This window comes from Agrobacterium rubi TR3 = NBRC 13261, from assembly GCF_000739935.1.
Classification (GTDB): Bacteria; Pseudomonadota; Alphaproteobacteria; order Rhizobiales; family Rhizobiaceae; genus Agrobacterium; species Agrobacterium rubi.
Genome location: NZ_BBJU01000006.1, coordinates 1 through 19,681 on the forward strand (window position 1 = coordinate 1; position 19,681 = coordinate 19,681).

Below are 19,681 nucleotides of genomic sequence, written 5' to 3' on the forward strand. Positions count from 1 at the left end.
GCTGCCGACTACCGGGTCAATCACCGAACCGGATTTCGAGTTGGGCTATTCTCTTTCTCAGAACGAATGGGGGCAAGGTTACGCCACCGAAATCGCTTCAGCGCTACGCGACTGGTTTTTCGATCAAAATCTCGCGTCCAAGTTCGTTGCTTTCACGCATCCAGACAATGCCGCATCCCAAAACGTTTTAACAAAAATTGGCATGCGTTGCCGCATGCCGATGATAATTGACGGGCTCGAATGCCCGACTTTTGAATATTCTGCGCAGATGCGCAGCTAACTACCGAATCCGCTTAGCTGCAGGCTCTGGCACCAACTCGCCGTTCAAACGGCGGTCGAGGTAGTCTTCGCATTCGGCCATCAGCGTATCCACCTGGCCGTTGAAGAAGTGGTTTGCGCCGGGAACGGTGCGGTGGGTGATGAGGATGCCCTTTTGGGTCTTAAGCTTTTCCACCAGAACATTCACATCCTTCTCCGGCGCAACCTTATCCGCATCACCATTGATGATGAGGCCCGACGATGGGCATGGTGCCAGGAACGAGAAGTCGTAGGTGTTGGGTTGCGGTGCAATCGACATGAAGCCTTCGATCTCAGGGCGGCGCATCAGAAGCTGCATGCCGATCCATGAGCCGAAGGAGTAACCGGCCACCCAACAGCTCTTCGAATCCGGGTGCAGGCTCTGGACCCAGTCGAGCGCCGATGCTGCATCCGACAACTCTCCTGCGCCGTGGTCGAACTCGCCTTGGCTGCGGCCGATGGAGCGGAAGTTGAAGCGCAATGTGGTGAAGCCGCGCTTCTGGAACAGATAGAACAGCTGGTAGACGATCTGGTTGTTCATCGTGCCGCCGAACTGCGGGTGCGGATGCAGAATAATCGCAATCGGGGCGCTTTTTTCCTTGGACGGCTGGTAACGGCCTTCGAGGCGACCCGCAGGGCCGTTGAAAATGACTTCGGGCATATGTACTCCGGTCGTGTTTTTCTGTTTCTGAACCTTTTCCATGCGCAAGAAGACTTGACGCGGATGGTCAGCTTTTCTAAAACCCAGTTTAGAATTATTCGAAACTTCGTGTGCTGTCTGCACTGTTGGACGTGTCATAAGGCAAGCACGACGGAAATTTCAAGGAAAATGCGCTTTGGCGCATCAATCATAGGTAAACAGAGCCGATATCCCATGGGCAGCATGATGCGCACATATCTCGATTGGAACGCGACAGCACCTTTGCTGCCCGCCGTTCGGGATGCGCTCGTCTCTGCGCTGGATTTGTCCGGCAACCCGTCTTCCGTTCATAAGGAAGGCCGCGTGGTTCGCGCCGCAATCGAATCCGCGCGCCGCGATGTGGCTGCTCTGGTCGGTGCGCAGGCGTCGCAAGTCATTTTCAACAGCGGTGCGACGGAAGCTGCCAATCTGGTTCTTTCGCCTGCCTTCAAGATGGGGCGTTCGGCGCTTTCCATCGGCCATCTCTACGTTTCGGCCATCGAACATCCGGCCATTCGTGAGGGCGGGCGGTTCGACAAGGCTGATGTAAGCGAAATCGCAGTTACGGCTGATGGTATTCTAGACCTCGCGGCGCTTGAAGCTGCGCTGGCATCGCATGATGCCGCCAAAGGTCTGCCGATGGTTGCGCTGATGCTGGTCAATAACGAGACAGGCATTATCCAGCCCGTGGAAGAAGCTGCACGTCTGGTTCACGCTGCTGGCGGTCTGCTGGTTGTCGATGCCGTTCAGGCTGTTGGCCGTATTGCTGTCGATATCGAGACGCTTGGCGCGGATTTTCTGATTGTCTCCTCCCACAAGATCGGCGGCCCGAAGGGCATGGGCGCATTGATCTCGCGTGGTGAAGTGATGATGCCGAAGCCTTTGATCCACGGTGGCGGGCAGGAAAAGGGGCATCGTTCCGGCACGGAAAATACCTCTGCTATTATCGGGTTTGGAACGGCTGCCGTTGAAGCGTCGAAAAACCTCGATGGTGAAGCTGCGCGCCTGAATGGGCTGCGGGCCGTGCTGGAAGATGCGATGCGTGTGGCGGCGCCCGATGTCATTATTCATGGTGCCGATGCTGCGCGGGTTTGCAACACGACCTTCTTCACGCTGCCGGGCCTCAAATCCGAAACGGGGCAGATCGCATTCGATATTGAAGGTATCGCGCTTTCGGCAGGTGCTGCCTGCTCTTCGGGCAAGGTGGGCGAGAGCCATGTGCTGACGGCCATGGGGCATGATCCCAAGCTGGGTGCGCTGCGCGTATCGTTGGGCGCGGCGACGACTGAGGCAGATATCGACAAGGCCATAGCAGCTTTTGCCAAGATTGCCGGGCGGCGAAAGCTGGCCGTGCAGGCAGCGTAGGGCCAAAAACAATTGCGGAAAGTCAAATTTCCGCTTGCCGGAGAGTGTGAAAAGCGCCATCCGAACACTAAATAAGGCATGACGACGAAAGTTATGCTGGACACGAATGAAGGCGGGTCTTCCGTCTTGATACGTTGACAAGCCACCGGACCTTGGATCCGGCGAGATTGGAGAACGACTATGGCAGCGGTTCAGGAAACGATCGATCAGGTCCGCCAGATCGATGTGGACCAGTACAAATACGGTTTTGAAACCGAGATCGAAGTGGACAAGGCTCCGAAGGGTCTTTCCGAAGAGGTCATCCGTTTCATTTCCGCCAAGAAGGAAGAGCCGGAATGGATGCTTGCATGGCGTCTTGAGGCTTACCAGCGTTGGCTGACGATGGAAGAGCCCACCTGGGCCCGCGTCAATTACCCCAAGATCGATTTCAACGATCTCTATTATTACGCCGCACCGAAGAGCACACCCGGCCCGAAATCGCTTGAGGATGTCGATCCCGAGCTGTTGAAGGTTTACGAGAAGCTCGGCATTCCCTTGATGGAACAGGAAATTCTGGCTGGCGTCGAAAACCGTCGCGTGGCCGTTGATGCCGTGTTCGACTCGGTCTCTGTCGTCACGACCTTCAAGAAAGAGCTGATGAAGGCCGGCGTGATTTTCATGTCGATCTCGGAAGCCATTCGCGAATATCCTGATCTGGTGAAGAAATACATCGGCTCGGTCGTCCCGACGACGGACAATTATTATGCGACGTTGAACTCGGCGGTCTTCACCGATGGTTCCTTTGTGTTCGTGCCCAAGGGCGTTCGTTGCCCGATGGAGCTGTCTACCTATTTCCGTATCAACGAGAAGAACACCGGCCAGTTCGAACGCACGCTGATCATCGCGGAAGAGGGCGCCTACGTGTCCTATCTCGAAGGCTGCACGGCCCCGCAGCGCGACGAAAACCAGCTTCATGCTGCCGTGGTCGAGCTTGTGGCGCTTGATGATGCCGAAATCAAATATTCCACCGTCCAGAACTGGTATCCTGGTGATAAGGACGGCAAGGGTGGCATCTATAACTTCGTGACCAAGCGCGGCGATTGCCGTGGCCACCGTTCGAAGATTTCGTGGACGCAGGTGGAAACCGGCTCTGCCATCACCTGGAAATACCCATCATGCATTCTGCGCGGCGATGACAGCCGTGGTGAGTTCTACTCGATTGCCGTCTCCAACGGCCATCAGCAGATCGACAGCGGCACCAAGATGATCCACCTCGGCAAGAACACGTCGAGCCGCATCATCGCCAAGGGCATCGCTGCCGGTTTCTCGGAAAACGTCTATCGCGGCCAGGTTTCGGCGCATCGCAAGGCGACCAACACGCGCAACTTCACGCAGTGCGATAGCCTTCTGATTGGCGACAAGTGCGGCGCGCATACCGTGCCTTACATCGAAGCAAAGAACTCGTCCTGCCAGTTCGAGCACGAAGCAACGACATCCAAGATTTCCGAGGACCAGCTGTTCTACTGCCTGCAACGCGGCATTCCCGAGGAGTCGGCCATTGCGCTGATCGTCAACGGCTTCGTGAAGGATGTGATCCAGCAGTTGCCGATGGAATTTGCGGTTGAAGCGCAGAAGCTGATCGGGATTTCGCTGGAAGGTAGTGTGGGTTGATGTCTATGACAGGCGAAGATTCATTTTTTGATGAGTTGCCAGAAGACGGTGAGCTCGCTTTTATAAAATACGCCTTAAAGGTAAAAGACGAGATAATTTCCTATGATAATGACGGGGACCCGATTCCTGTGACTGTTGAGTTGTACCGCAGTCGTCTTATCCAGGTATCTTCGTTGTTTGAGCTTTCAGATGAGACCCTTCTCGCCGTGAACACTAATTCGGCTATAGATAATTGGGCCTCCGCAAAGGCATATTTGTTCGGCATAAGTGGTTTGCGCGACATCAAGATGCTTTCGGAATCTCGTAAAAAGCACTCTGTAGTTTTTGAATATGTGGAAATTGATGAACACTACAAAGGCAATATTCGAGATCTTGTTGATCGAATTAAAGCTAGGATTGACGCTGCCGATGTCGGCGTTGAGAAGCGCGACAGCTTATTCGGAAAGCTCAATTTATTCTTAAATGAGTTAGACAAAAGCAGAACCAAGCTCACTGCTTTGACTGCCGCTTTTGTGCAAGTTAGCGGTGCTGTAGGCGAGGCAGCAGAGAAGTTAGAGCCAGCTATCGAGTTGTTTGAACGCATCATGAAGGCAGTTGGTTACGGTAGCAAACCTATGCCTAGTCTGCCGAAATCGGAAGAGGATCAAAAACGACTTCCTCCACCAGACGTAAGCGACGAAGAGAAAGAGAACGAACATGCTTGAAATCATCGACCTGCACGCAAAGATCGCCGATACCGAAACCGAGATCATCAAGGGCTTGAACCTGAAGGTTGCGGCTGGGGAAGTGGCGGCTATCATGGGGCCGAATGGCTCTGGCAAGTCCACGCTGTCCTACATTCTGTCGGGCCGCGAAGATTACGAAGTCACTTCCGGTGACATTCTTTATAACGGCGAAAGCATTCTGGAACTGGACGCTGCCGAGCGTGCGGCCAAGGGCATCTTCCTTGCCTTCCAGTACCCGGTTGAAATTCCGGGTGTTGCCACCATGCAGTTCCTGAAGGTTGCGATGAACGAGCAGCGCAAGGCACGCGGCGAGGCTGAGCTGACGACGCCTGATTTCATCAAGAAGGTCAAGGAAGCTGCTGGCGATCTGAGGATCGACATGGACATGCTGAAGCGTCCGCTGAATGTCGGCTTCTCCGGTGGTGAAAAGAAGCGCGCCGAAATTCTGCAGATGGCGCTGCTGGAGCCGAAGCTTTGCGTGCTGGACGAAACCGACTCCGGTCTCGACATCGATGCGCTGAAGATCGTGGCCGATGGCGTCAACGCGCTGAAGTCCCCGGATCGCGCCACCATCGTCATCACCCACTATCAGCGCCTGCTCGATTACATCGTGCCTGATAGCGTTCACGTTCTCTACAAGGGCAAGATCATCCGTTCCGGCGACAAGAGCCTGGCGCTCGATCTGGAATCCAACGGTTACGCCGACATCATCGGTGAAGCAGCCTGATTGGCTGGGAAAGGTGATGTGATGAACATGCAAACAACCAACCGGCAGACGCCAGCGGAACTTGCGCTGGCAGACGCTTTCACCGCCAAGTTCAGCGCGCTGCCCGGCGACGGTAACGTCGTCGCTGCACGCGATGTGCTGTTCGATGATCTGAAGACCGGTGGCCTGCCGACACGTCGCGTCGAGGCCTGGCACTATACCGATCTGAAGACACTGCTACGTGGCATCCCTGAAGATGCGCCTGCACCCATGATCGAAAAGCGTGCCGCACTCGTTTCCGGTGCGCCGATTGCTTACGTCATGCACGGCAAGGCTATCGATTCCGAAATCGAAGGCTTCAGGATCGAAAGTTATGCGGAGAGCCTCACCGATGGCACCGCTGCGGCAGCTCTCGTTGCTGCGAGCAGGGACGATGCGATCGGTCGCATCAATGGCAGCTTCGTGCGTGATGGCCTGTCCGTCATCGTTCCCGATGATTCCGTTTTCGTCAATCCGCTAGAACTTCAGGCCATCCACGGTGCAGGGCAGGTGCATAGCCGTTTCCCTGTTACCTTCGGCAAGGGCTCCAAGGCAACGATCATCGAACGTCACCTTTCGGTGACTGGTGAAGCAGCCTTCGTGTCTTCGGTCAGCGAGATCGAGGTTCAGGACGGTGCGGAAGCGACTTACGTCATTCTCCAGCAACAGGGTGCAGCCGATACGCATCTCGGTCAACTGCGCATCGTCATGGGTGCGGATGCCACGCTGCGGCTGTTCGTCATCAATGCCGGTGGCAAGCTGGTACGTCAGGAACTGCGCGTCGATGTGAACGGTGAGGGCTCCGACCTCTCCATCCGTGGCGTCAACCTGCTGGGTGGCGAAACGCATACCGACGTAACCATGGTTCTCGGCCACAACGTGCCGAACACGACCTCGACGGAAGTGTTCCGCAACGTGGTGTTCGACCGTGCCAAGGGCATCTTCCAGGGCATGATCCGGGTTGCGCCCGATGCCCAGAAGACCGATGCCAAGATGGCCTGCAATACGCTGCTGATGTCCGACGATGGCGAGTTTTCTGCCAAGCCGGAACTCGAAATCTTTGCGGATGACGTTCAGTGCGGCCATGGTGCGACCGTTGCCGATATCAGCGACAACCATCTCTACTACCTGATGGCACGTGGCGTGCCACGGGCGAAGGCGCGGGCCGTGCTGGTCAATGCTTTTGTCGATGAGATCATCGAAGAGCTGGAAGACGAACAACTGGTGGAAGCGCTGGAAGACATCATCGCCAGCTGGCTGGAACATCATGCCTGATCGCGAACGCGCCGCCGTGGCCGCCCCTTATGACGTTGAAGCCGTGCGGAAGGATTTTCCGATCCTTTCGCGCGAGGTCTACGGCAAGCCGCTGGTCTATCTTGACAACGGCGCGTCCGCGCAAAAGCCGCAGGTCGTCATCGATGCCATCTCGAATGCCTATTCGAACGAATATGCCAATGTGCATCGCGGCCTGCATTTTCTCTCCAATGCCGCCACGGACGCTTATGAAGCATCGCGCGAAAAGGTGCGTCGCTTTCTGAATGCCGGTTCGGTGGACGAGATCGTCTTTACCAAATCTTCCACCGAAGCCATCAACACGGTGGCTTATGGTTATGGCATGCCGAAGATCGGGGATGGCGACGAGATCGTCATCTCGATCATGGAGCATCATTCCAATATCGTTCCATGGCATTTCATTCGTGAGCGGCAGGGTGCCAAGCTCGTCTGGGTGCCGGTGGATGATGATGGCGCTTTTCACATCGAGGATTTCGAAAAGAGCCTGACCGAAAAGACCAAGCTGGTTGCCATCACGCATATGTCCAATGCGCTCGGCACCGTCGTGCCGGTCAAGGAAATCTGCCGCATTGCGCATGAGCGCGGCATCCCGGTGCTGGTCGACGGCAGCCAGGCTGCCGTTCATATGCCGGTCGATGTGCGCGATATTGATTGCGACTGGTATGTGATGACCGGCCACAAGCTGTACGGCCCGTCGGGCATCGGCGTGCTCTATGGCAAGGCCGACCGCTTGAAAGAGATGCGTCCGTTCCAGGGCGGCGGCGAGATGATTCTCGACGTCTCCGAAGACGAAATCACCTACAACGAGCCGCCGCATCGTTTTGAGGCGGGCACGCCACCCATCGTGCAGGCCATCGGTCTTGGTTACGCGCTGGATTATATGGACGGCATCGGCCGTGCAGCCATTGCGGCGCATGAGGCGGATCTGGCTGCCTATGCGGCGGAACGTCTGCGCGAGATCAACTCGCTGCGCATCATCGGCAATGCGCCGGGCAAGGGTGGTATCTTCTCGTTTGAGCTTGAGGGCATTCACGCCCATGATGTCTCGATGGTGATCGACCGTCGCGGCGTTGCCGTGCGGGCTGGCACCCATTGCGCCATGCCGCTCTTGAAACGCTTCGGCGTCACCTCCACATGCCGTGCATCGTTCGGCCTCTACAATACGCGCGCGGAAGTGGACGCTCTGGCCGAAGCGCTGGATTACGCCCGCACATTTTTCGCCTGAAGGATCAGGATCATGACGACTGACATCACCGAGCAGACACCAGCCGTAACAGACGTTCCGGCAAAGGTTTCGACAATCGCATCGGATGAACTGGCGCGCATCAGCGACGACGTGATCGCCGCGCTCAAAACGGTCTACGACCCGGAAATTCCGGCGGATATTTTCGAACTCGGTCTTATCTACAAGATCGACGTGGAAGACGACCGCATGGTCAAGATCATGATGACGCTGACCGCCCCTGGTTGCCCCGTTGCCGGGGAAATGCCGGGCTGGGTGGAAAATGCCGTCGGTGCTGTCGAAGGCGTTTCCGGTGTGACTGTCGAAATGACGTTCGATCCACCATGGACGCCGGATCGCATGTCGGAGGAAGCGCAGGTTGCCGTCGGTTGGTATTGAGCCTTGATACCGGCTGACGATGAGACTAGATTCAATCCATGAAAGCATCGGGCCTTGAACCCGATTGTTGAAGGAGAATGGGCCCATGGGCTTTGCAGTAATGACGATGACCGAGGCTGCGGCTTCCCGTGTCAAAGCAATCGTCGAGAATTCCGGGCCAGACGCCAAGGGCCTTCGCGTAGGCATCAAAAAGGGTGGCTGCGCTGGCATGGAATACACCATCGACATGGTGACCGAGCCCTTCGCCAAGGATGATCTCATCGAGTTTCAGGACGCCAAAGTCTGGATCGAACCATCGGCTGTGCTTTATCTGCTCGGCACGCAGATGGATTTCGAGACGACGACGTTGCGCTCTGGGTTTACGTTTACGAACCCGAACCAGACATCGGCCTGTGGCTGTGGAGAGTCGGTAGAGTTGAAGCCTGCGGATCTGGCGGCACTGGCGAAACAACGCCAAGAGGCAGTTGGGGCTTAGGAAATTGTTTTGCGGTAGGTCGCAAACCTCACCTTCATCATGCTCGGGCTTGTCCCTGATATCTGCTAGGTCTCATTTCTCGCAACGTGATTAGATCCTCGGGACAGGCCCGAGGATGACGAGAGGGGTAGTCTGCGTCTTTATAGCGCTGCTTAAACCGCTTCCCGCACAGCAATCTCCGCCATGGCCAGCGCAGCTTCCCGCGTCTTCGCCGCAGCAATAAATCGTCCGTTGTGACAGAAGGTTGCACCTTCCACACCTGATGCCGTTTCCAGATCACCATTCGTCAGTCCGGCCCATGCGGCGGGCAGGTCGGCGCGCAGTTCGAAGCCTTCGTCGGCGCGGCGGATGCCGGTCACGCACCAGTCCTTGTCACGGGGGTGGACGACGAAGAGCAGGTGGTCTGCGCCGGCCTTGATGATGGCGGGGCGGAAGGGCATGCCTCGGGAGAGTTCCAGAACGCGGCTTTCGCCTGCGGCCTCGATCGAGCCAAGCACCTGCGTTTCTGCACGCAATTTCGCAGCTTTTTTCTCGATGCTGGCTTCAACGAAGCTGCGGGCGATGGCGAGGGCTGCGTGGAACGCGAGATCGTCGGCCTTCGGGTCGTCATTGTCGAAGGTGGGTTTCAGCGTTTCCAGCAGGGACGGCAGCGTCAGGCCTGCGAGAGGACCCGCGATCGATGGGCTGAGTGCGCCATTATCCGTGAGATCGATGGGCAAAACGAAGCTTTTGTCGAAAGACTGATGGATCGTTTCGGTGTGACCTTCTGGAATGCCGTAGGCTGCAAGATAGGCATGGCCGTAGTGCTTCCAGATCAGCCCAAACGAGCTGTAGGGCTGGCCGTCTTCCCGAAGCGGAGCGCCGCGCTGGTGATGGTCGAAAATGCGTGCGTCCGCGTCATAGGCACCGCCGACATCATAGATGATGCGGTCTTCGCTTGGCGTGATCCACTCCGGGGCGCGGCTACGAACGATCTTCGCCTGCGGGAACAGCCGGGTGAGGATGACGCTGGACAGCAGTTCATCGGCATGGAAGCCACCGGAATGGGTGACGAGAAAATCCACTGACATGGGAGGACCGGCCTTATTGTTCGGACAGAGCGTGATGACCGATCAGATACCGTTTGTGTGCCTACGCCGCAACCCGCCAATCAGGCGATTGCGGTGATTTCCAGCTCCTGATCGCCAACTTGCACGAGGTCACCCAACGCCTTGCCCAGAAGGGCGCGGGCAACGGGTGATACATGCGACATCGAGCCCGCCTTCGGGTCCGCTTCGTCTTCTCCAACGATACGAAATGTCTGCACGCGCCCGTCATCCCTGTCGAACGTAACCGTACTGCCGAAGGCGACGACGTCGTTGCTCTCAGGGGCTGGCATAGGCTGGGCCGTGTGCAGCCGTTCCGAGAAATAGCGAAGGTCGCGCATGTGCGGTGCCGCCAGTCGTCTCCGCTCATTGATATCTTCGATGGCGTTTGCCTCGTCGAAAGCCTTGCGGGCTTCATCAACCTGCGCCGCCAATGCTTTCAGCCCGGCTTCGGTGACGAGGTTTGGGTGTGGCGAGACGGGGCGATCGGGCAGCTGTGTTTCTGCTGCGGTTTCGGCACTCTCTTCTTTGACAAAGGCGACGCTCACTTCAAAACTCCTCTTTCATACCTTTCTTATATGGAGAGGGGATGGATGAATGACAACGGGCTGCGTCATTCATGCCGCAGCGCTTCGATGGGGCTGAGGCTCGCGGCTCTGCGCGCCGGGAAGTAGCCGAAGATAACACCGATGGCCGCCGAGAAGGCAAAGGCGAGCGCTATGATCGCCGGGCTGGTGACGAAGGGAACGCCGAGGAAGCTGACGACGCTATAGGCGAGGCCAAGACCGAACAATATGCCTGCTACGCCGCCGAAGGCAGAGAGCATGACGGCCTCCACCAGAAACTGTGTCAGCACCTGCTTTTCTAGCGCGCCGATGGCCAGGCGTATGCCAATTTCGCGCGTTCGTTCCGTCACCGACACCAGCATGATGTTCATAATACCGATACCGCCGACCAGAAGGCTGACGGCAGCGACTGCGCCCAACAGGCCGGTCAGCAGCGTCGTCGTGCCTGTCATGGCGGATGCGATCTGCGCCATGTCGTTGACGGTGAAATCATCATCGCGGCCCAGCGCTATGCGACGACGTTCGCGCAGGAGGTTTTCGATATCGGACTGAACCTTGGCCGTGGATACGCCGTCCTGCGCCGACACCATGATGCTTGAAATGGTGGTGGTGCCGCCGATGCGTCGCTGGTGGATTTTCAGCGGCATGATGATGGTGTCATCCTGATCGTCGCCCAGGCCGGATTGTCCCTTACGGGCGAGAACAGCGATGACAGGGCAGGCGATATTGCTGACGCGAATCGTCTGTCCAACCGGATTTGCCGAGCCGAACAATTCCTGACGCACGGTTTCGCCGATGATGCAGCCGATCTGCCCGCCGCGATCTTCCGCTGGCAGAAAGGTGCGGCCCTGTGACAGCGTCCAGTCCTGCGTGACCAGATAATCATTGGTGGTGCCGACGACGCTGGTGGAATGGTTCTTGCCGCCATAGATCACGGTGGCTGCCGAGCTTCTGTTGACCGGCGCGACCGCTCTGATGCCGCTCAGCTGATCGCGCATGGCCTGTATGTCGTGGTCGTTGAAACGCTTTGCCTCGGTACTAGCACGGCCGGGGCCGAACTGGCCGGGGCGAACGAACAGCATGTTGGTGCCAAGGCGTGACAGTTCCGATTTCACCTGTGCCGTCGTGCCATTGCCGATCGTGACCATGGCGATGACGGCGGCCACGCCGATGACGACGCCGAGCACGGTCAGAAACGAGCGCAGAATGTTGCGGCTGATGGCGCGCAGTGCGAGGCGCGCGGTTTCAAGAAACATCTGCAACCTCCTGCCGTTCGGCGGCGCTGTCTGATTCCAGATGCCCATCCTTGAAGCGCAGCAGCCGGTTGCCGTAGGCGGCTATGTCTTCTTCATGCGTGACCATGACAACGGTAATGCCCCTGTCGCGGTTGAGCGAGGTGATCAGCTCCATGATTTCGGTGCTGGTCTTGGTATCGAGATTGCCGGTCGGCTCATCGGCTAAAAGCAGGGCAGGGCGTGTCACGATGGCTCGGGCAATGGCCACGCGCTGTTGCTGACCGCCGGAAAGCTCCTGCGTGGTGTGGTGCTCGCGTCCTGCCAAGCCAACCTGCGCCAGCGCTTCCATGGCCTGCGGGCGTCGTTCTGCCGCCTTCATGCCGCGATAGATCAGGGGCAATTCCACATTCTCGACGGCAGATGTGCGTGGCAAGAGGTTAAAGCCCTGAAACACGAAACCCAGCATGTGACGACGCAACAGCGTCAGTTGCTCGTTATCGAAACCGCTGGTGGGCACGCCCTGAAACAGATACTCGCCCGCTGTCGGGGTATCGAGGCAGCCGATGATGTTCATCGACGTGGATTTGCCGGAGCCGGAGGGGCCCATGATGGCGACGAATTCCCTCTCATGGATAGCAAGACTGACGCCATCCAGCGCGCGGATCGTCGCTTCGCCAAGGCCATATTGTTTGATGACGCTGCGAAATTCGATGAGGGGCTGGGCTGTCATTGGCTCATCCCGCATCAGTTGCTGCGCTGGGTGGCATCGGTGATAACCTGATCGTCCGCGGTGATCTCTCCCGATTTGATGGCCGTGAATTGCCCATCGGTGGAGCCCGTCTCGATCTGCACGGAGACGGGCGCATTGTTGCGCAACACCCAGATACTGCGTTTCGTTACGGCCTGATCGCCACCACCACCGCCACGCTGGCGGTTCATGCGCGGTGGGCGGAAAAGACCCATCAAGCCGCCGCCACGTGATGCCTGCTCGCGCGGAGGTGTATAGCGAAGCGCAGCATTGGGAACGAGGATCGCGTCTTTCACCTGCTCGACGACGATGTTGGCCGTTGCCGTCATGCCGGGGCGCAGCAGCAGTTCGGCATTGTCCACCGTCAAGATGCCTTTGTAGGTCACGACATTGGAGACGGTTTCCGAAGCGAATCGTACGGTTTCGATGGCCGCGGGAAAACTCCGTTCCGGATAGGCATCCACGTTGAACGTCGCGGTCTGCCCTGTCTCCACCTTGCCGACATCCGCCTCATCGATGGCCACCTGAAGCTCCATATGGCGCAAGTCACCAGCGATAGTGAACAGCACAGGTGCATTGAGCGAAGAGGCGACGGTTGCGCCGGGATCGACATCACGCGTCAGAACCACCCCGTCGATTGGGGATACGATCTTCGCCTTGCTGAGATTAAGATCTGCCAGACGCAGATCGGCCTCGGACGACAGAACCGATGCGCTGTTGACTTCAAGTGTTGCGGCAGCAGCGTCATAATTGAACTGCGCCACTTCCAGATCCTGCTGGCTGGACACGCGGCTTTGAACCAGCGATCTCAGCCGGTCCATCGATGATTTGGCAGACCCCAGGTCTGCCTGTGCCTTCAGGACGCTGGCCTTGGCGGAGGCAAGCTTGGCGCGCGCGCTTTGCACGTCCGCCTCCAGCTTGTTGGTATCCAGTTCGGCCAGCACATCGCCGGATTTGACCGCGCTGTTATAGGTGACATTGACCTTGCGGATGGTACCGGAAAGCTCGCTGGAAATATCCACCTGATCTGTCGGCTGCACCGATCCGGTGGATGTGACGATGACGGACAGCTCGCCCTTCTTCACCGGCTGTGTCGTATAGGTGTAAGCAACGCCCGACCCACCGGCGACATAATAATAGGCGCCAGCACCCGCCAGCGCCAAAAGCGCGACGGTGACATAGACAGAACGACGCGATTTCTTTTTGCCCGATTTGGCCGAAACCAGAATGTCACGCAGATCCGGCGACGGTGTCGGCGTGGTCGATATCGAGCTCTTATCGTCGGCAGACGTCATTCAATGGTCCTATCAAGACAATGCCAAAGGAGGCGGGCGGCCTTTGCAAAAGCCGCAGCGCTCGTAAGCGTTATCGCGTCTTTCGGCAGCGTTTCCTCACAATTATCCCCGGCTTCGCATAGCTTTGGTGCCGGGTGAAGTGAAAACTTCGTAATAATGGCGTGCGGAACGGTATCAGCCCGTTTCAGATGCCTCGATAAAAAAACAAAAGAAAAGATGATTTTACCTGTTGCAGGGCAGGGATGAACCGTGTATCTCCCCACCATCGAAAGACGGAGTGTAGCGCAGTCTGGTAGCGCATCTGGTTTGGGACCAGAGGGTCGGGAGTTCGAATCTCTCCACTCCGACCACTTTCTCGGAAGTCATATTTTACAATGACTTCGGCAATTTCCCCAAGAAATTGATTGAAGATTTAAGCGCTCACCATTCACGTGTAGCGCTTTTTGCTTCTCCCTTATGCCACATACTGGAAGTATGCCCAGGCCGCGGCGAAGAAGGCGATGACGCCGACGACGATTGCCAGTTTGCGCAGTTGCGGGTTGGGCTTGCGCGGCTGTTTGGGTGGTTCCGGTTTGCGGAATTTGATGACGTTTTCGTTCATGTCTGAGATCCCATTGAATTGCTGGCCGATAAAATATGCTTCGCTGGCAACGTGCAAGACGGGGACGGGTCTTTTCCGTGTTGATGGCTTTTATGGTTTCCGCAATATGCGTGTCGCGAGCGGCTTGACTTCGAGGGTGAGTCGGTCCAATTGAGTTTTGCTATCGCGTTGTTATCAATCTATGATGCGTGATGGCGAGAAAAAGCGGAAGGCCGTTTGATCGCAAGACCGGAGCAGTTTGAGATGTCTGCAAAAATTTATCGTCCAGCAAAAACGGCCATGCAATCCGGCAAGGCGAAGACCAATCTCTGGGTGCTGGAATTCGACGCTGAAATTCCGCGCAAGATCGATCCGATCATGGGTTACACGTCGTCCTCGGACATGAACCAGCAGGTCAAGCTATCGTTCGAAACGCAAGAGCAGGCGGAAGCCTACGCTCATCGCAAGGGGATCGAGTACCGGGTGATCTTGCCGCAGGAAGCAACGCGCAAAGTCGTGTCCTACACGGACAATTTCAAATACAGCCGCACCCAGCCCTGGACACACTAATTCAATTACCAAAGGCCCCTTAGCTCAACTGGATAGAGCAACTGCCTTCTAAGCAGTAGGTCGCAGGTTCGAGTCCTGCAGGGGTCGCCAACATCATAACGCCCTCGGACATCGTCCGGGGGCGTTTTTATTTGTCTTGCGATTGGTAAATCCGCTGAATGGGTCAGCTTGCTCAGTGCACGTTCAAAACGTGGGCATGATTGCTGGCAAGCAGAAACGATTCGCGGGCTTTTTCTATATCGCATTTGCCTTCGATGGCTTCGAGGCAGTTGCGTCGTGCCTGTTCATATTCGGAGCCGTGATCGTTGGGCCAGCGATACATCAGTATGTCGAGCGCGATCAATGGGCTATAGATTTCCAGTGCCGCGCAGAGCGGCAGATGGATAGCCACCGGCTTGACCCAGCGGGCATGATGGCATGGTTCGGTTCTGTGGATGAGCATTGGGATCCTCCTTCCCGTCGTCCGGATCGCAAACCCCAGATTCACGAATTAGTTCCCGCTCACGTAAAACGTGAACGGTTTAGGGGTTTCCTTTTTCCCAGATGAATGGAATATGAACAACTAAATGAACTGAAGATGAACGAAAACACGAATCAAGCGTTTACCGCTCACGATGTAGGAGATCCGATCATGTTCAATATGTCTGGAATTCAGGAAAGCTTCTTTGGTGACCGTATGGCTGGCGTATGCCAGGCTATCACCTCGGCACTGGCATTTGAGTCGGGCCTCGAGAAGTCCAGTATCCTGGCGACCGTCGATAACGACGTTATCTACCTGGAAGGAACGGCGGATTCCGTCGAAGCCATCGACATCGCTATCAGCCTGGCATCCTCCATCTCGAATTGCCGTATTCTGAGCCACATCGAGCCTTGCTACTGATGTGATGCATCGCCGGGCGGCGCTCGCCCGGCCACCGGTCGCTAGTTTGCGTTGCCGATCTGTTTGCTGCGAACGATATCGCCGCGCGTTATTCCAAGATTTTTAGCTGCACCTCCATTCAGTTCCAGAACGTAGCGAACCGCGCCGTTCGAGCTGATGATGGACTCCGAATGCGGAACCGCGTTCGGATGAATATGCTGGATTTTTCCATCCTTTGCGATGAACAGCATATCAAGTGGAATGAGCGTATTGCGCATCCACATGTTGACCTCACGATCTGTCCCAAAATCGAACAGCATGCCGCTCGTCGGTGCCATCGTCTTGCGGTACATCAGCCCCTGCTGGCGCTGACCATCCGTGGTGGCAAGCTCTGCTGTAAATTGATGCGCCTTTCCATCTGCCGTCTGGATCGACAGGGGTTCCGAGGGGAACGTCTCTTCGGCTGCAAGCGGCAGAGTGGCTGCAACGCAAAAAGTGAGCACTGCCAGAGCGCTCACGATAGACTTAGACAGCAATTTCGCGATCATCAGTGGGCCATGCCTATAGGAGCGGGATTGTCGGGGTGAATTTCAGCCGCCATCAGGCCCTTGTCGCCATCACCGAAGCGCACGAGCACGACCTGTCCGGGACGCAGTTCGGCAAGGCCGAAGCGACGCAGCGTTTCCATGTGAATGAAGATGTCTTCGGTGCCTTCGCCGCGGCTGAGGAAGCCGAAGCCTTTGGTTCGGTTGAACCATTTGACGATGGCGCGTTCCAGCCCACTCGACGGCGTGACCTGAACATGCGTGCGCACGGGCGGCAGTTGAGACGGGTGGACGGCTGTGGATTGGTCCATGGAGAGGATGCGGAACGTCTGATATCCGCGATCCCGGCGCTGGATGAGTGCCACGATGCGGGTGCCTTCCAGAATTGTCTGGTAACCGTCGCGTCTGAGGCACGAAACGTGTACAAGAACGTCCTGCATGCCGTTATCCGGTACGATGAAGCCGAACCCTTTGGCCACATCAAACCACTTGACGACGCCGGTGATCTCGATGAGGTCTACCGCATCACTCGAAAGGTCTTCGAATTCCGCTATGTTTTTTGACGACATTCTGTCAGCCATTTCGCCCCAGCCCCTCTACGCACACACCACTACCGGTCAACTGATTCCCTAACGGTAGATTAACATCTTGGTAACGGTTTCGCGCAAGCCCTAGTTTTTGATTTATCCACCTGCTTTTATGGCTTTGGGCTTGCTCAAGGCTGACTTACCTGCCGTTACGGCAAGTTTAGAACTCAAAGGAGAAGTACATGCGATATCTGCACACGATGGTTCGTGTAAAAGACCTCGAAAAATCCCTGGAATTTTACTGTAATCTTTTCGAACTGGCGGAAGTTCGCCGGATCGAAAACGATAAGGGACGCTTCACGCTGGTGTTTCTTGCTGCAAAGGACGACGTGGCGGCAGCACGCGAGAACAAGGCGCCGTGCCTGGAGCTCACCTATAATTGGCATGCCGAGGACTATACCGGCGGCCGCAACTTCGGACATCTGGCCTATGAGGTGGACGATATCTACGAAACCTGCACCAAACTTCAGGCCGGTGGCGTGACGATCAACCGCCCGCCGCGCGATGGCCATATGGCGTTCGTGCGCTCCCCCGACGGCATTTCCATCGAGATATTGCAAAAAGGCGCAAGCCTTGCACCAGCCGAGCCGTGGATATCCATGGAGAATACCGGCTCCTGGTGAGGTGATTCCTGTTCGTCAGGAATTCCTCACTTTCGTATGAGCGTTGCCAGATGAGCATTTCGTCCTTAAACGTACGACATGCTCATCGCTTTAAAGGGAACGCGACGCGACTGCGTCGGTCTGGTTGAAACGCATCTGCGGAGGCTTGGCCTTGAAAATCGTTAAAGGCAGTTCGGCATACAGGGCTCAACGCTGCCTCGCTGCCTTTTTTCTTCTGGTACTCTCTGGATGCGTATCTGCCGTCTCCGAAGACAAGGATGTGTCGGCTGGCGTTGCGCCAGCTGTTGCTGCCACGCCTGCTGGCACTGCAAACACTGACCAAGCCAAGCTTGCTGCTGCTCAGCGTCAGGTTCCGGGCTATGTCGACCCGGCCATGGTTTCTGCCAATTCCGCCCAGGCATCACCCGCAGTTTCTGCCACCGCGCAAGTGCCAGGGGCGCCGCAGGTTTACGGGCAGGCTCCTCAGGTGTCAGGCCTCGTGACGCAGCCCACCGGCATCTCTGCCAGTTCGCTGAGCATCTATGCCAGCACGGCGCCGGGTGCGGCACCTGTGGCTGCGCAGACCGGAAATGCGGCGACTGCAAATATTCCGGCTTACTCGGCGTCTACCAAAATCGTTCCCGCTTTCAACAGCGTCTATTCGACACCTGCGGGCGCCCCGCAACCCGCACCCGTCGCCTCTCCGGTGCCTCAAGAGCATTCGGCGACGGCCACGATGCCTAATGTAACGCAGAAGGTTGCGGCACAAACGGAGCCTGCGAGCGGCAAGGTGCCTGCCGATCCATCCGGCGTGCCGATCGCAGCCTTTTTCGCAAGTGCCGCCAAGAAACGTGGTGTTGGTGCGACGCAAGGGTTGACGCAGATGGCTGCCTTGCCTGCGTCCACACAGCCTGTCGGCATTGCGCTGGCCGGTCGCTCCACTATGAATGATGGGTTCGATGACAGTCATGCGGACGAGGATGACAGCAAACCGGCCGGTTTGATGAAACTCGCCTCGCTCTCCGGCCTTAGCCGCGTTGCGCCCAACGGCCTGCTGCTGCAAACGGAACAGGTCAATGTCGGCTGTTTCAAGCCGGAAATGATCCGGCGGATCAAGGAAGTCGAGGCCCATTACGGTCGTCCTGCCATGGTCACCTCCGGTTACAGGCCACCCAGAGCCACCACACAGGGCTCCAAGCATTATACCTGTGATGCTGCCGATATTCAGGTCAGCGGCGTTTCCAAGTGGGATTTGGCCAATTATCTGCGCTCGATTCCAGATCGTGGTGGCGTTGGCACCTATTGTCATACCGAGTCTGTTCACATGGATCTTGGTGAGCCGCGTGACTGGAATTGGCGCTGCCGCCGGACGTCGAAAAGCCTTTAATCCGCTGCTGATTTCGTAAAACCATGTCCGTTCAAACGTTCAGCGCCCCGACACGAGGTGACGGAGCGCTGAGTTCGTTCTGGAATGAAACGTCGTTATGACGTCCAGTCTTGTAGGCCTACACCAATATTATGGTGCTGCTGGCGTTGCTGGGGCCGGCGTTGCAGGGGCAGGTGCTGGCGTAGACGGTGCCGGTGTTGCCGGGGCAGGCGTCGCAGGCGCTGGTGCAGGCGTGCTAGGCTGTGTTGTGGTCGCTGCTGGCGGTGTTGCTGGCGCGGTTGTCGTGCTGGGTGTGCTCGATCCCATCATAAAATAAGCGAGTGCCAGGACTACGACGATACCTGCAATTACGATTGTCAAAGTACGATTGTTCATGAATGCTTCCTCCAAAATCACTACAATGCCGATAATCGGCATTCCAGATGACCTCATAACAATGTGGTATCAGCGTGATTGGTTTCAACTGGAAAGATTATTCAGTTAATAAAATGTCCAGGAACGCAACTCATGGCATGGTTGAGTACAGCCCGCATAAAGGTATTCCGGCGTAATTGATGCATGTTTTGATTGTTTGGAAAAGTGGTGAGAGGCGTGGGACTCGAACCCACGACCCGCGCATTAAAAGTGCGCTGCTCTACCAGCTGAGCTAGCCTCTCTCACCATTTTCGTCTGCGCGTCTCAATTGCCTTATCGGCAAAACTGCGCTTGTTCCGCTTGGCGGCGAAGCGCCCCTCGGAAGTGGGCGGAACATAGGGAGGGGCACGTCTGCGGT

24 protein-coding genes and 3 tRNA genes are annotated in these 19,681 nt (G+C 56.8%); 16 read left to right on the top strand and 11 right to left on the bottom strand.

The genetic code is table 11. The features are described from left to right. The coding region (locus RRU01S_RS04130; RefSeq protein ID WP_045229003.1) for a GNAT family N-acetyltransferase at positions 1 to 280 on the top strand (280 nt) is incomplete at its 5' end. Here the strand turns inward: RRU01S_RS04130 and RRU01S_RS04135 are convergent. After that, positions 281 to 958, bottom strand: coding sequence for an alpha/beta hydrolase (locus RRU01S_RS04135; RefSeq protein ID WP_045229073.1), 678 nt, complete (start codon positions 956 to 958; stop codon positions 281 to 283). Between the two features lie 213 nt (positions 959 to 1,171). On the opposite strand from RRU01S_RS04135, the gene RRU01S_RS04140 reads away from it, so the two are divergent. From RRU01S_RS04140 to sufA, 8 genes are all read left to right on the top strand, one after another. Then, positions 1,172 to 2,341, top strand: coding sequence for a cysteine desulfurase family protein (locus tag RRU01S_RS04140; RefSeq protein ID WP_045229004.1), 1,170 nt, complete (start codon positions 1,172 to 1,174; stop codon positions 2,339 to 2,341). Between the two features lie 180 nt (positions 2,342 to 2,521). Then, the gene (gene sufB / locus RRU01S_RS04145; RefSeq protein WP_045229005.1) at positions 2,522 to 3,991 is read left to right on the top strand and encodes a Fe-S cluster assembly protein SufB; all 1,470 of its coding nucleotides are present in this window, start codon (positions 2,522 to 2,524) and stop codon (positions 3,989 to 3,991) included. Between the two features lie 5 nt (positions 3,992 to 3,996). Beyond that, positions 3,997 to 4,695, top strand: a complete 699-nt coding sequence (locus RRU01S_RS04150) for a hypothetical protein (protein ID WP_165572206.1) — start codon at positions 3,997 to 3,999, stop codon at positions 4,693 to 4,695. Beyond that, positions 4,688 to 5,443, top strand: a complete 756-nt coding sequence (gene sufC, locus RRU01S_RS04155) for a Fe-S cluster assembly ATPase SufC (protein ID WP_045229007.1) — start codon at positions 4,688 to 4,690, stop codon at positions 5,441 to 5,443. The genes RRU01S_RS04150 and sufC overlap by 8 nt, the downstream gene beginning before the upstream one ends. 21 nt (positions 5,444 to 5,464) lie before the next feature. Further along, positions 5,465 to 6,736 carry a Fe-S cluster assembly protein SufD gene (sufD, locus tag RRU01S_RS04160; protein ID WP_045229008.1) on the top strand — a complete coding sequence of 424 codons (1,272 nt, stop codon included), beginning with the start codon at positions 5,465 to 5,467 and terminating at the stop codon, positions 6,734 to 6,736. Then, entirely contained in the window at positions 6,729 to 7,979 is a 1,251-nt protein-coding gene (locus RRU01S_RS04165) for a cysteine desulfurase (protein ID WP_045229009.1), read from the top strand. Before sufD ends, RRU01S_RS04165 begins: the two co-directional genes overlap by 8 nt. Positions 7,980 to 7,991: 12 nt before the next feature. Next, on the top strand, positions 7,992 to 8,375 hold the full coding sequence (locus tag RRU01S_RS04170) for an SUF system Fe-S cluster assembly protein (protein WP_045229010.1): 384 nt from the start codon (positions 7,992 to 7,994) through the stop codon (positions 8,373 to 8,375). Positions 8,376 to 8,460: 85 nt separating this feature from the next. Beyond that, complete coding sequence (sufA, locus tag RRU01S_RS04175; protein WP_045229011.1) at positions 8,461 to 8,850, top strand: Fe-S cluster assembly scaffold SufA; 390 nt, start codon at positions 8,461 to 8,463, stop codon at positions 8,848 to 8,850. 152 nt (positions 8,851 to 9,002) lie between these two features. Here the strand turns inward: sufA and RRU01S_RS04180 are convergent, their stop codons facing one another. From RRU01S_RS04180 to RRU01S_RS04200, 5 genes are all read right to left on the bottom strand, one after another. Continuing rightward, on the bottom strand, positions 9,003 to 9,920 hold the full coding sequence (locus RRU01S_RS04180; protein WP_045229012.1) for an MYG1 family protein: 918 nt from the start codon (positions 9,918 to 9,920) through the stop codon (positions 9,003 to 9,005). Between the two features lie 80 nt (positions 9,921 to 10,000). After that, the gene (gene greA / locus RRU01S_RS04185; RefSeq protein WP_045229013.1) at positions 10,001 to 10,483 is read right to left on the bottom strand and encodes a transcription elongation factor GreA; all 483 of its coding nucleotides are present in this window, start codon (positions 10,481 to 10,483) and stop codon (positions 10,001 to 10,003) included. A 65-nt stretch (positions 10,484 to 10,548) separates the two neighbouring features. Then, positions 10,549 to 11,757 carry an ABC transporter permease gene (locus RRU01S_RS04190; protein ID WP_045229014.1) on the bottom strand — a complete coding sequence of 403 codons (1,209 nt, stop codon included), beginning with the start codon at positions 11,755 to 11,757 and terminating at the stop codon, positions 10,549 to 10,551. Next, the gene (locus RRU01S_RS04195; RefSeq protein WP_045229074.1) at positions 11,747 to 12,466 is read right to left on the bottom strand and encodes an ABC transporter ATP-binding protein; all 720 of its coding nucleotides are present in this window, start codon (positions 12,464 to 12,466) and stop codon (positions 11,747 to 11,749) included. The genes RRU01S_RS04190 and RRU01S_RS04195 overlap by 11 nt, the downstream gene beginning before the upstream one ends. A 14-nt stretch (positions 12,467 to 12,480) precedes the next feature. Next, positions 12,481 to 13,779 (bottom strand): efflux RND transporter periplasmic adaptor subunit, encoded by a 1,299-nt coding sequence (locus tag RRU01S_RS04200; protein WP_045229015.1) that lies wholly within the window; start codon positions 13,777 to 13,779, stop codon positions 12,481 to 12,483. A gap of 273 nt (positions 13,780 to 14,052) precedes the next feature. Between RRU01S_RS04200 and RRU01S_RS04205 the strand changes: the two genes are divergently transcribed. Continuing rightward, positions 14,053 to 14,129, top strand: a tRNA-Pro gene (locus RRU01S_RS04205). A 104-nt stretch (positions 14,130 to 14,233) separates the two neighbouring features. Here RRU01S_RS04205 and RRU01S_RS26165 read toward each other — a convergent pair. Beyond that, a complete protein-coding gene (locus tag RRU01S_RS26165) occupies positions 14,234 to 14,380 on the bottom strand; it encodes a hypothetical protein (RefSeq protein ID WP_165572207.1) in 147 nt (48 codons plus the stop codon). Positions 14,381 to 14,623: 243 nt separating this feature from the next. Between RRU01S_RS26165 and RRU01S_RS04215 the strand changes: the two genes are divergently transcribed. Both RRU01S_RS04215 and RRU01S_RS04220 read left to right on the top strand, forming a co-directional pair. Further along, on the top strand, positions 14,624 to 14,929 hold the full coding sequence (locus RRU01S_RS04215) for an ETC complex I subunit (protein ID WP_045229017.1): 306 nt from the start codon (positions 14,624 to 14,626) through the stop codon (positions 14,927 to 14,929). Positions 14,930 to 14,942: 13 nt separating this feature from the next. Continuing rightward, positions 14,943 to 15,019: transfer RNA gene (locus tag RRU01S_RS04220), tRNA-Arg, on the top strand. Positions 15,020 to 15,101: 82 nt separating this feature from the next. Here the strand turns inward: RRU01S_RS04220 and RRU01S_RS04225 are convergent. Continuing rightward, complete coding sequence (locus RRU01S_RS04225; protein WP_045229018.1) at positions 15,102 to 15,371, bottom strand: DUF982 domain-containing protein; 270 nt, start codon at positions 15,369 to 15,371, stop codon at positions 15,102 to 15,104. 189 nt (positions 15,372 to 15,560) lie between these two features. Here RRU01S_RS04225 and RRU01S_RS04230 point away from each other — a divergent pair, with 189 nt between their 5' ends. Beyond that, the gene (locus tag RRU01S_RS04230; RefSeq protein ID WP_045229075.1) at positions 15,561 to 15,809 is read left to right on the top strand and encodes a BON domain-containing protein; all 249 of its coding nucleotides are present in this window, start codon (positions 15,561 to 15,563) and stop codon (positions 15,807 to 15,809) included. Between the two features lie 41 nt (positions 15,810 to 15,850). On the opposite strand, the gene RRU01S_RS04235 is transcribed toward RRU01S_RS04230, so the two are convergent. Both RRU01S_RS04235 and RRU01S_RS04240 read right to left on the bottom strand, forming a co-directional pair. After that, complete coding sequence (locus RRU01S_RS04235; RefSeq protein ID WP_045229019.1) at positions 15,851 to 16,336, bottom strand: DUF192 domain-containing protein; 486 nt, start codon at positions 16,334 to 16,336, stop codon at positions 15,851 to 15,853. After that, a complete protein-coding gene (locus RRU01S_RS04240; protein WP_045229020.1) occupies positions 16,336 to 16,914 on the bottom strand; it encodes a cold-shock protein in 579 nt (192 codons plus the stop codon). The genes RRU01S_RS04235 and RRU01S_RS04240 overlap by 1 nt, the downstream gene beginning before the upstream one ends. A gap of 188 nt (positions 16,915 to 17,102) precedes the next feature. Between RRU01S_RS04240 and RRU01S_RS04245 the strand changes: the two genes are divergently transcribed. The 3 genes from RRU01S_RS04245 (at position 17,103) to RRU01S_RS26350 (ending at position 19,225) form a co-directional block, all read left to right on the top strand. Next, positions 17,103 to 17,543: a VOC family protein gene (locus RRU01S_RS04245; protein WP_045229021.1), complete on the top strand. Its 441-nt coding sequence runs from the start codon at positions 17,103 to 17,105 to the stop codon at positions 17,541 to 17,543. A gap of 151 nt (positions 17,544 to 17,694) precedes the next feature. Next, the gene (locus tag RRU01S_RS04250) at positions 17,695 to 18,909 is read left to right on the top strand and encodes a YcbK family protein (RefSeq protein ID WP_045229076.1); all 1,215 of its coding nucleotides are present in this window, start codon (positions 17,695 to 17,697) and stop codon (positions 18,907 to 18,909) included. 97 nt (positions 18,910 to 19,006) lie between these two features. After that, positions 19,007 to 19,225, top strand: coding sequence for a hypothetical protein (locus RRU01S_RS26350; protein ID WP_045229022.1), 219 nt, complete (start codon positions 19,007 to 19,009; stop codon positions 19,223 to 19,225). A 264-nt stretch (positions 19,226 to 19,489) separates the two neighbouring features. Here the strand turns inward: RRU01S_RS26350 and RRU01S_RS04260 are convergent. After that, positions 19,490 to 19,565, bottom strand: a tRNA-Lys gene (locus RRU01S_RS04260). Between the last annotated feature and the right edge of the window lie 116 nt (positions 19,566 to 19,681).

What these genes read in the sequence shown, in the direction of transcription:
- RRU01S_RS04165 (WP_045229009.1), top strand. Translation starts at nt 6,729, where the DNA reads ATGCCTGATCGCGAACGCGCCGCCGTGGCCGCCCCTTATGACGTTGAA.
- sufA (WP_045229011.1), top strand. Translation starts at nt 8,461, where the DNA reads ATGGGCTTTGCAGTAATGACGATGACCGAGGCTGCGGCTTCCCGTGTC.
- RRU01S_RS04225 (WP_045229018.1), bottom strand. Translation starts at nt 15,371, where the DNA reads ATGCTCATCCACAGAACCGAACCATGCCATCATGCCCGCTGGGTCAAG.
- RRU01S_RS04245 (WP_045229021.1), top strand. Translation starts at nt 17,103, where the DNA reads ATGCGATATCTGCACACGATGGTTCGTGTAAAAGACCTCGAAAAATCC.
- RRU01S_RS04200 (WP_045229015.1), bottom strand. Translation starts at nt 13,779, where the DNA reads ATGACGTCTGCCGACGATAAGAGCTCGATATCGACCACGCCGACACCG.
- RRU01S_RS04235 (WP_045229019.1), bottom strand. Translation starts at nt 16,336, where the DNA reads ATGATCGCGAAATTGCTGTCTAAGTCTATCGTGAGCGCTCTGGCAGTG.
- RRU01S_RS04180 (WP_045229012.1), bottom strand. Translation starts at nt 9,920, where the DNA reads ATGTCAGTGGATTTTCTCGTCACCCATTCCGGTGGCTTCCATGCCGAT.
- RRU01S_RS04240 (WP_045229020.1), bottom strand. Translation starts at nt 16,914, where the DNA reads ATGGCTGACAGAATGTCGTCAAAAAACATAGCGGAATTCGAAGACCTT.
- RRU01S_RS04140 (WP_045229004.1), top strand. Translation starts at nt 1,172, where the DNA reads ATGGGCAGCATGATGCGCACATATCTCGATTGGAACGCGACAGCACCT.
- sufD (WP_045229008.1), top strand. Translation starts at nt 5,465, where the DNA reads ATGAACATGCAAACAACCAACCGGCAGACGCCAGCGGAACTTGCGCTG.
- RRU01S_RS26350 (WP_045229022.1), top strand. Translation starts at nt 19,007, where the DNA reads ATGACGTCCAGTCTTGTAGGCCTACACCAATATTATGGTGCTGCTGGC.
- RRU01S_RS04170 (WP_045229010.1), top strand. Translation starts at nt 7,992, where the DNA reads ATGACGACTGACATCACCGAGCAGACACCAGCCGTAACAGACGTTCCG.
- RRU01S_RS04135 (WP_045229073.1), bottom strand. Translation starts at nt 958, where the DNA reads ATGCCCGAAGTCATTTTCAACGGCCCTGCGGGTCGCCTCGAAGGCCGT.
- RRU01S_RS04190 (WP_045229014.1), bottom strand. Translation starts at nt 11,757, where the DNA reads ATGTTTCTTGAAACCGCGCGCCTCGCACTGCGCGCCATCAGCCGCAAC.
- RRU01S_RS04215 (WP_045229017.1), top strand. Translation starts at nt 14,624, where the DNA reads ATGTCTGCAAAAATTTATCGTCCAGCAAAAACGGCCATGCAATCCGGC.
- sufC (WP_045229007.1), top strand. Translation starts at nt 4,688, where the DNA reads ATGCTTGAAATCATCGACCTGCACGCAAAGATCGCCGATACCGAAACC.
- RRU01S_RS04150 (WP_165572206.1), top strand. Translation starts at nt 3,997, where the DNA reads ATGACAGGCGAAGATTCATTTTTTGATGAGTTGCCAGAAGACGGTGAG.
- RRU01S_RS04195 (WP_045229074.1), bottom strand. Translation starts at nt 12,466, where the DNA reads ATGACAGCCCAGCCCCTCATCGAATTTCGCAGCGTCATCAAACAATAT.
- RRU01S_RS04230 (WP_045229075.1), top strand. Translation starts at nt 15,561, where the DNA reads ATGTTCAATATGTCTGGAATTCAGGAAAGCTTCTTTGGTGACCGTATG.
- RRU01S_RS26165 (WP_165572207.1), bottom strand. Translation starts at nt 14,380, where the DNA reads ATGAACGAAAACGTCATCAAATTCCGCAAACCGGAACCACCCAAACAG.
- sufB (WP_045229005.1), top strand. Translation starts at nt 2,522, where the DNA reads ATGGCAGCGGTTCAGGAAACGATCGATCAGGTCCGCCAGATCGATGTG.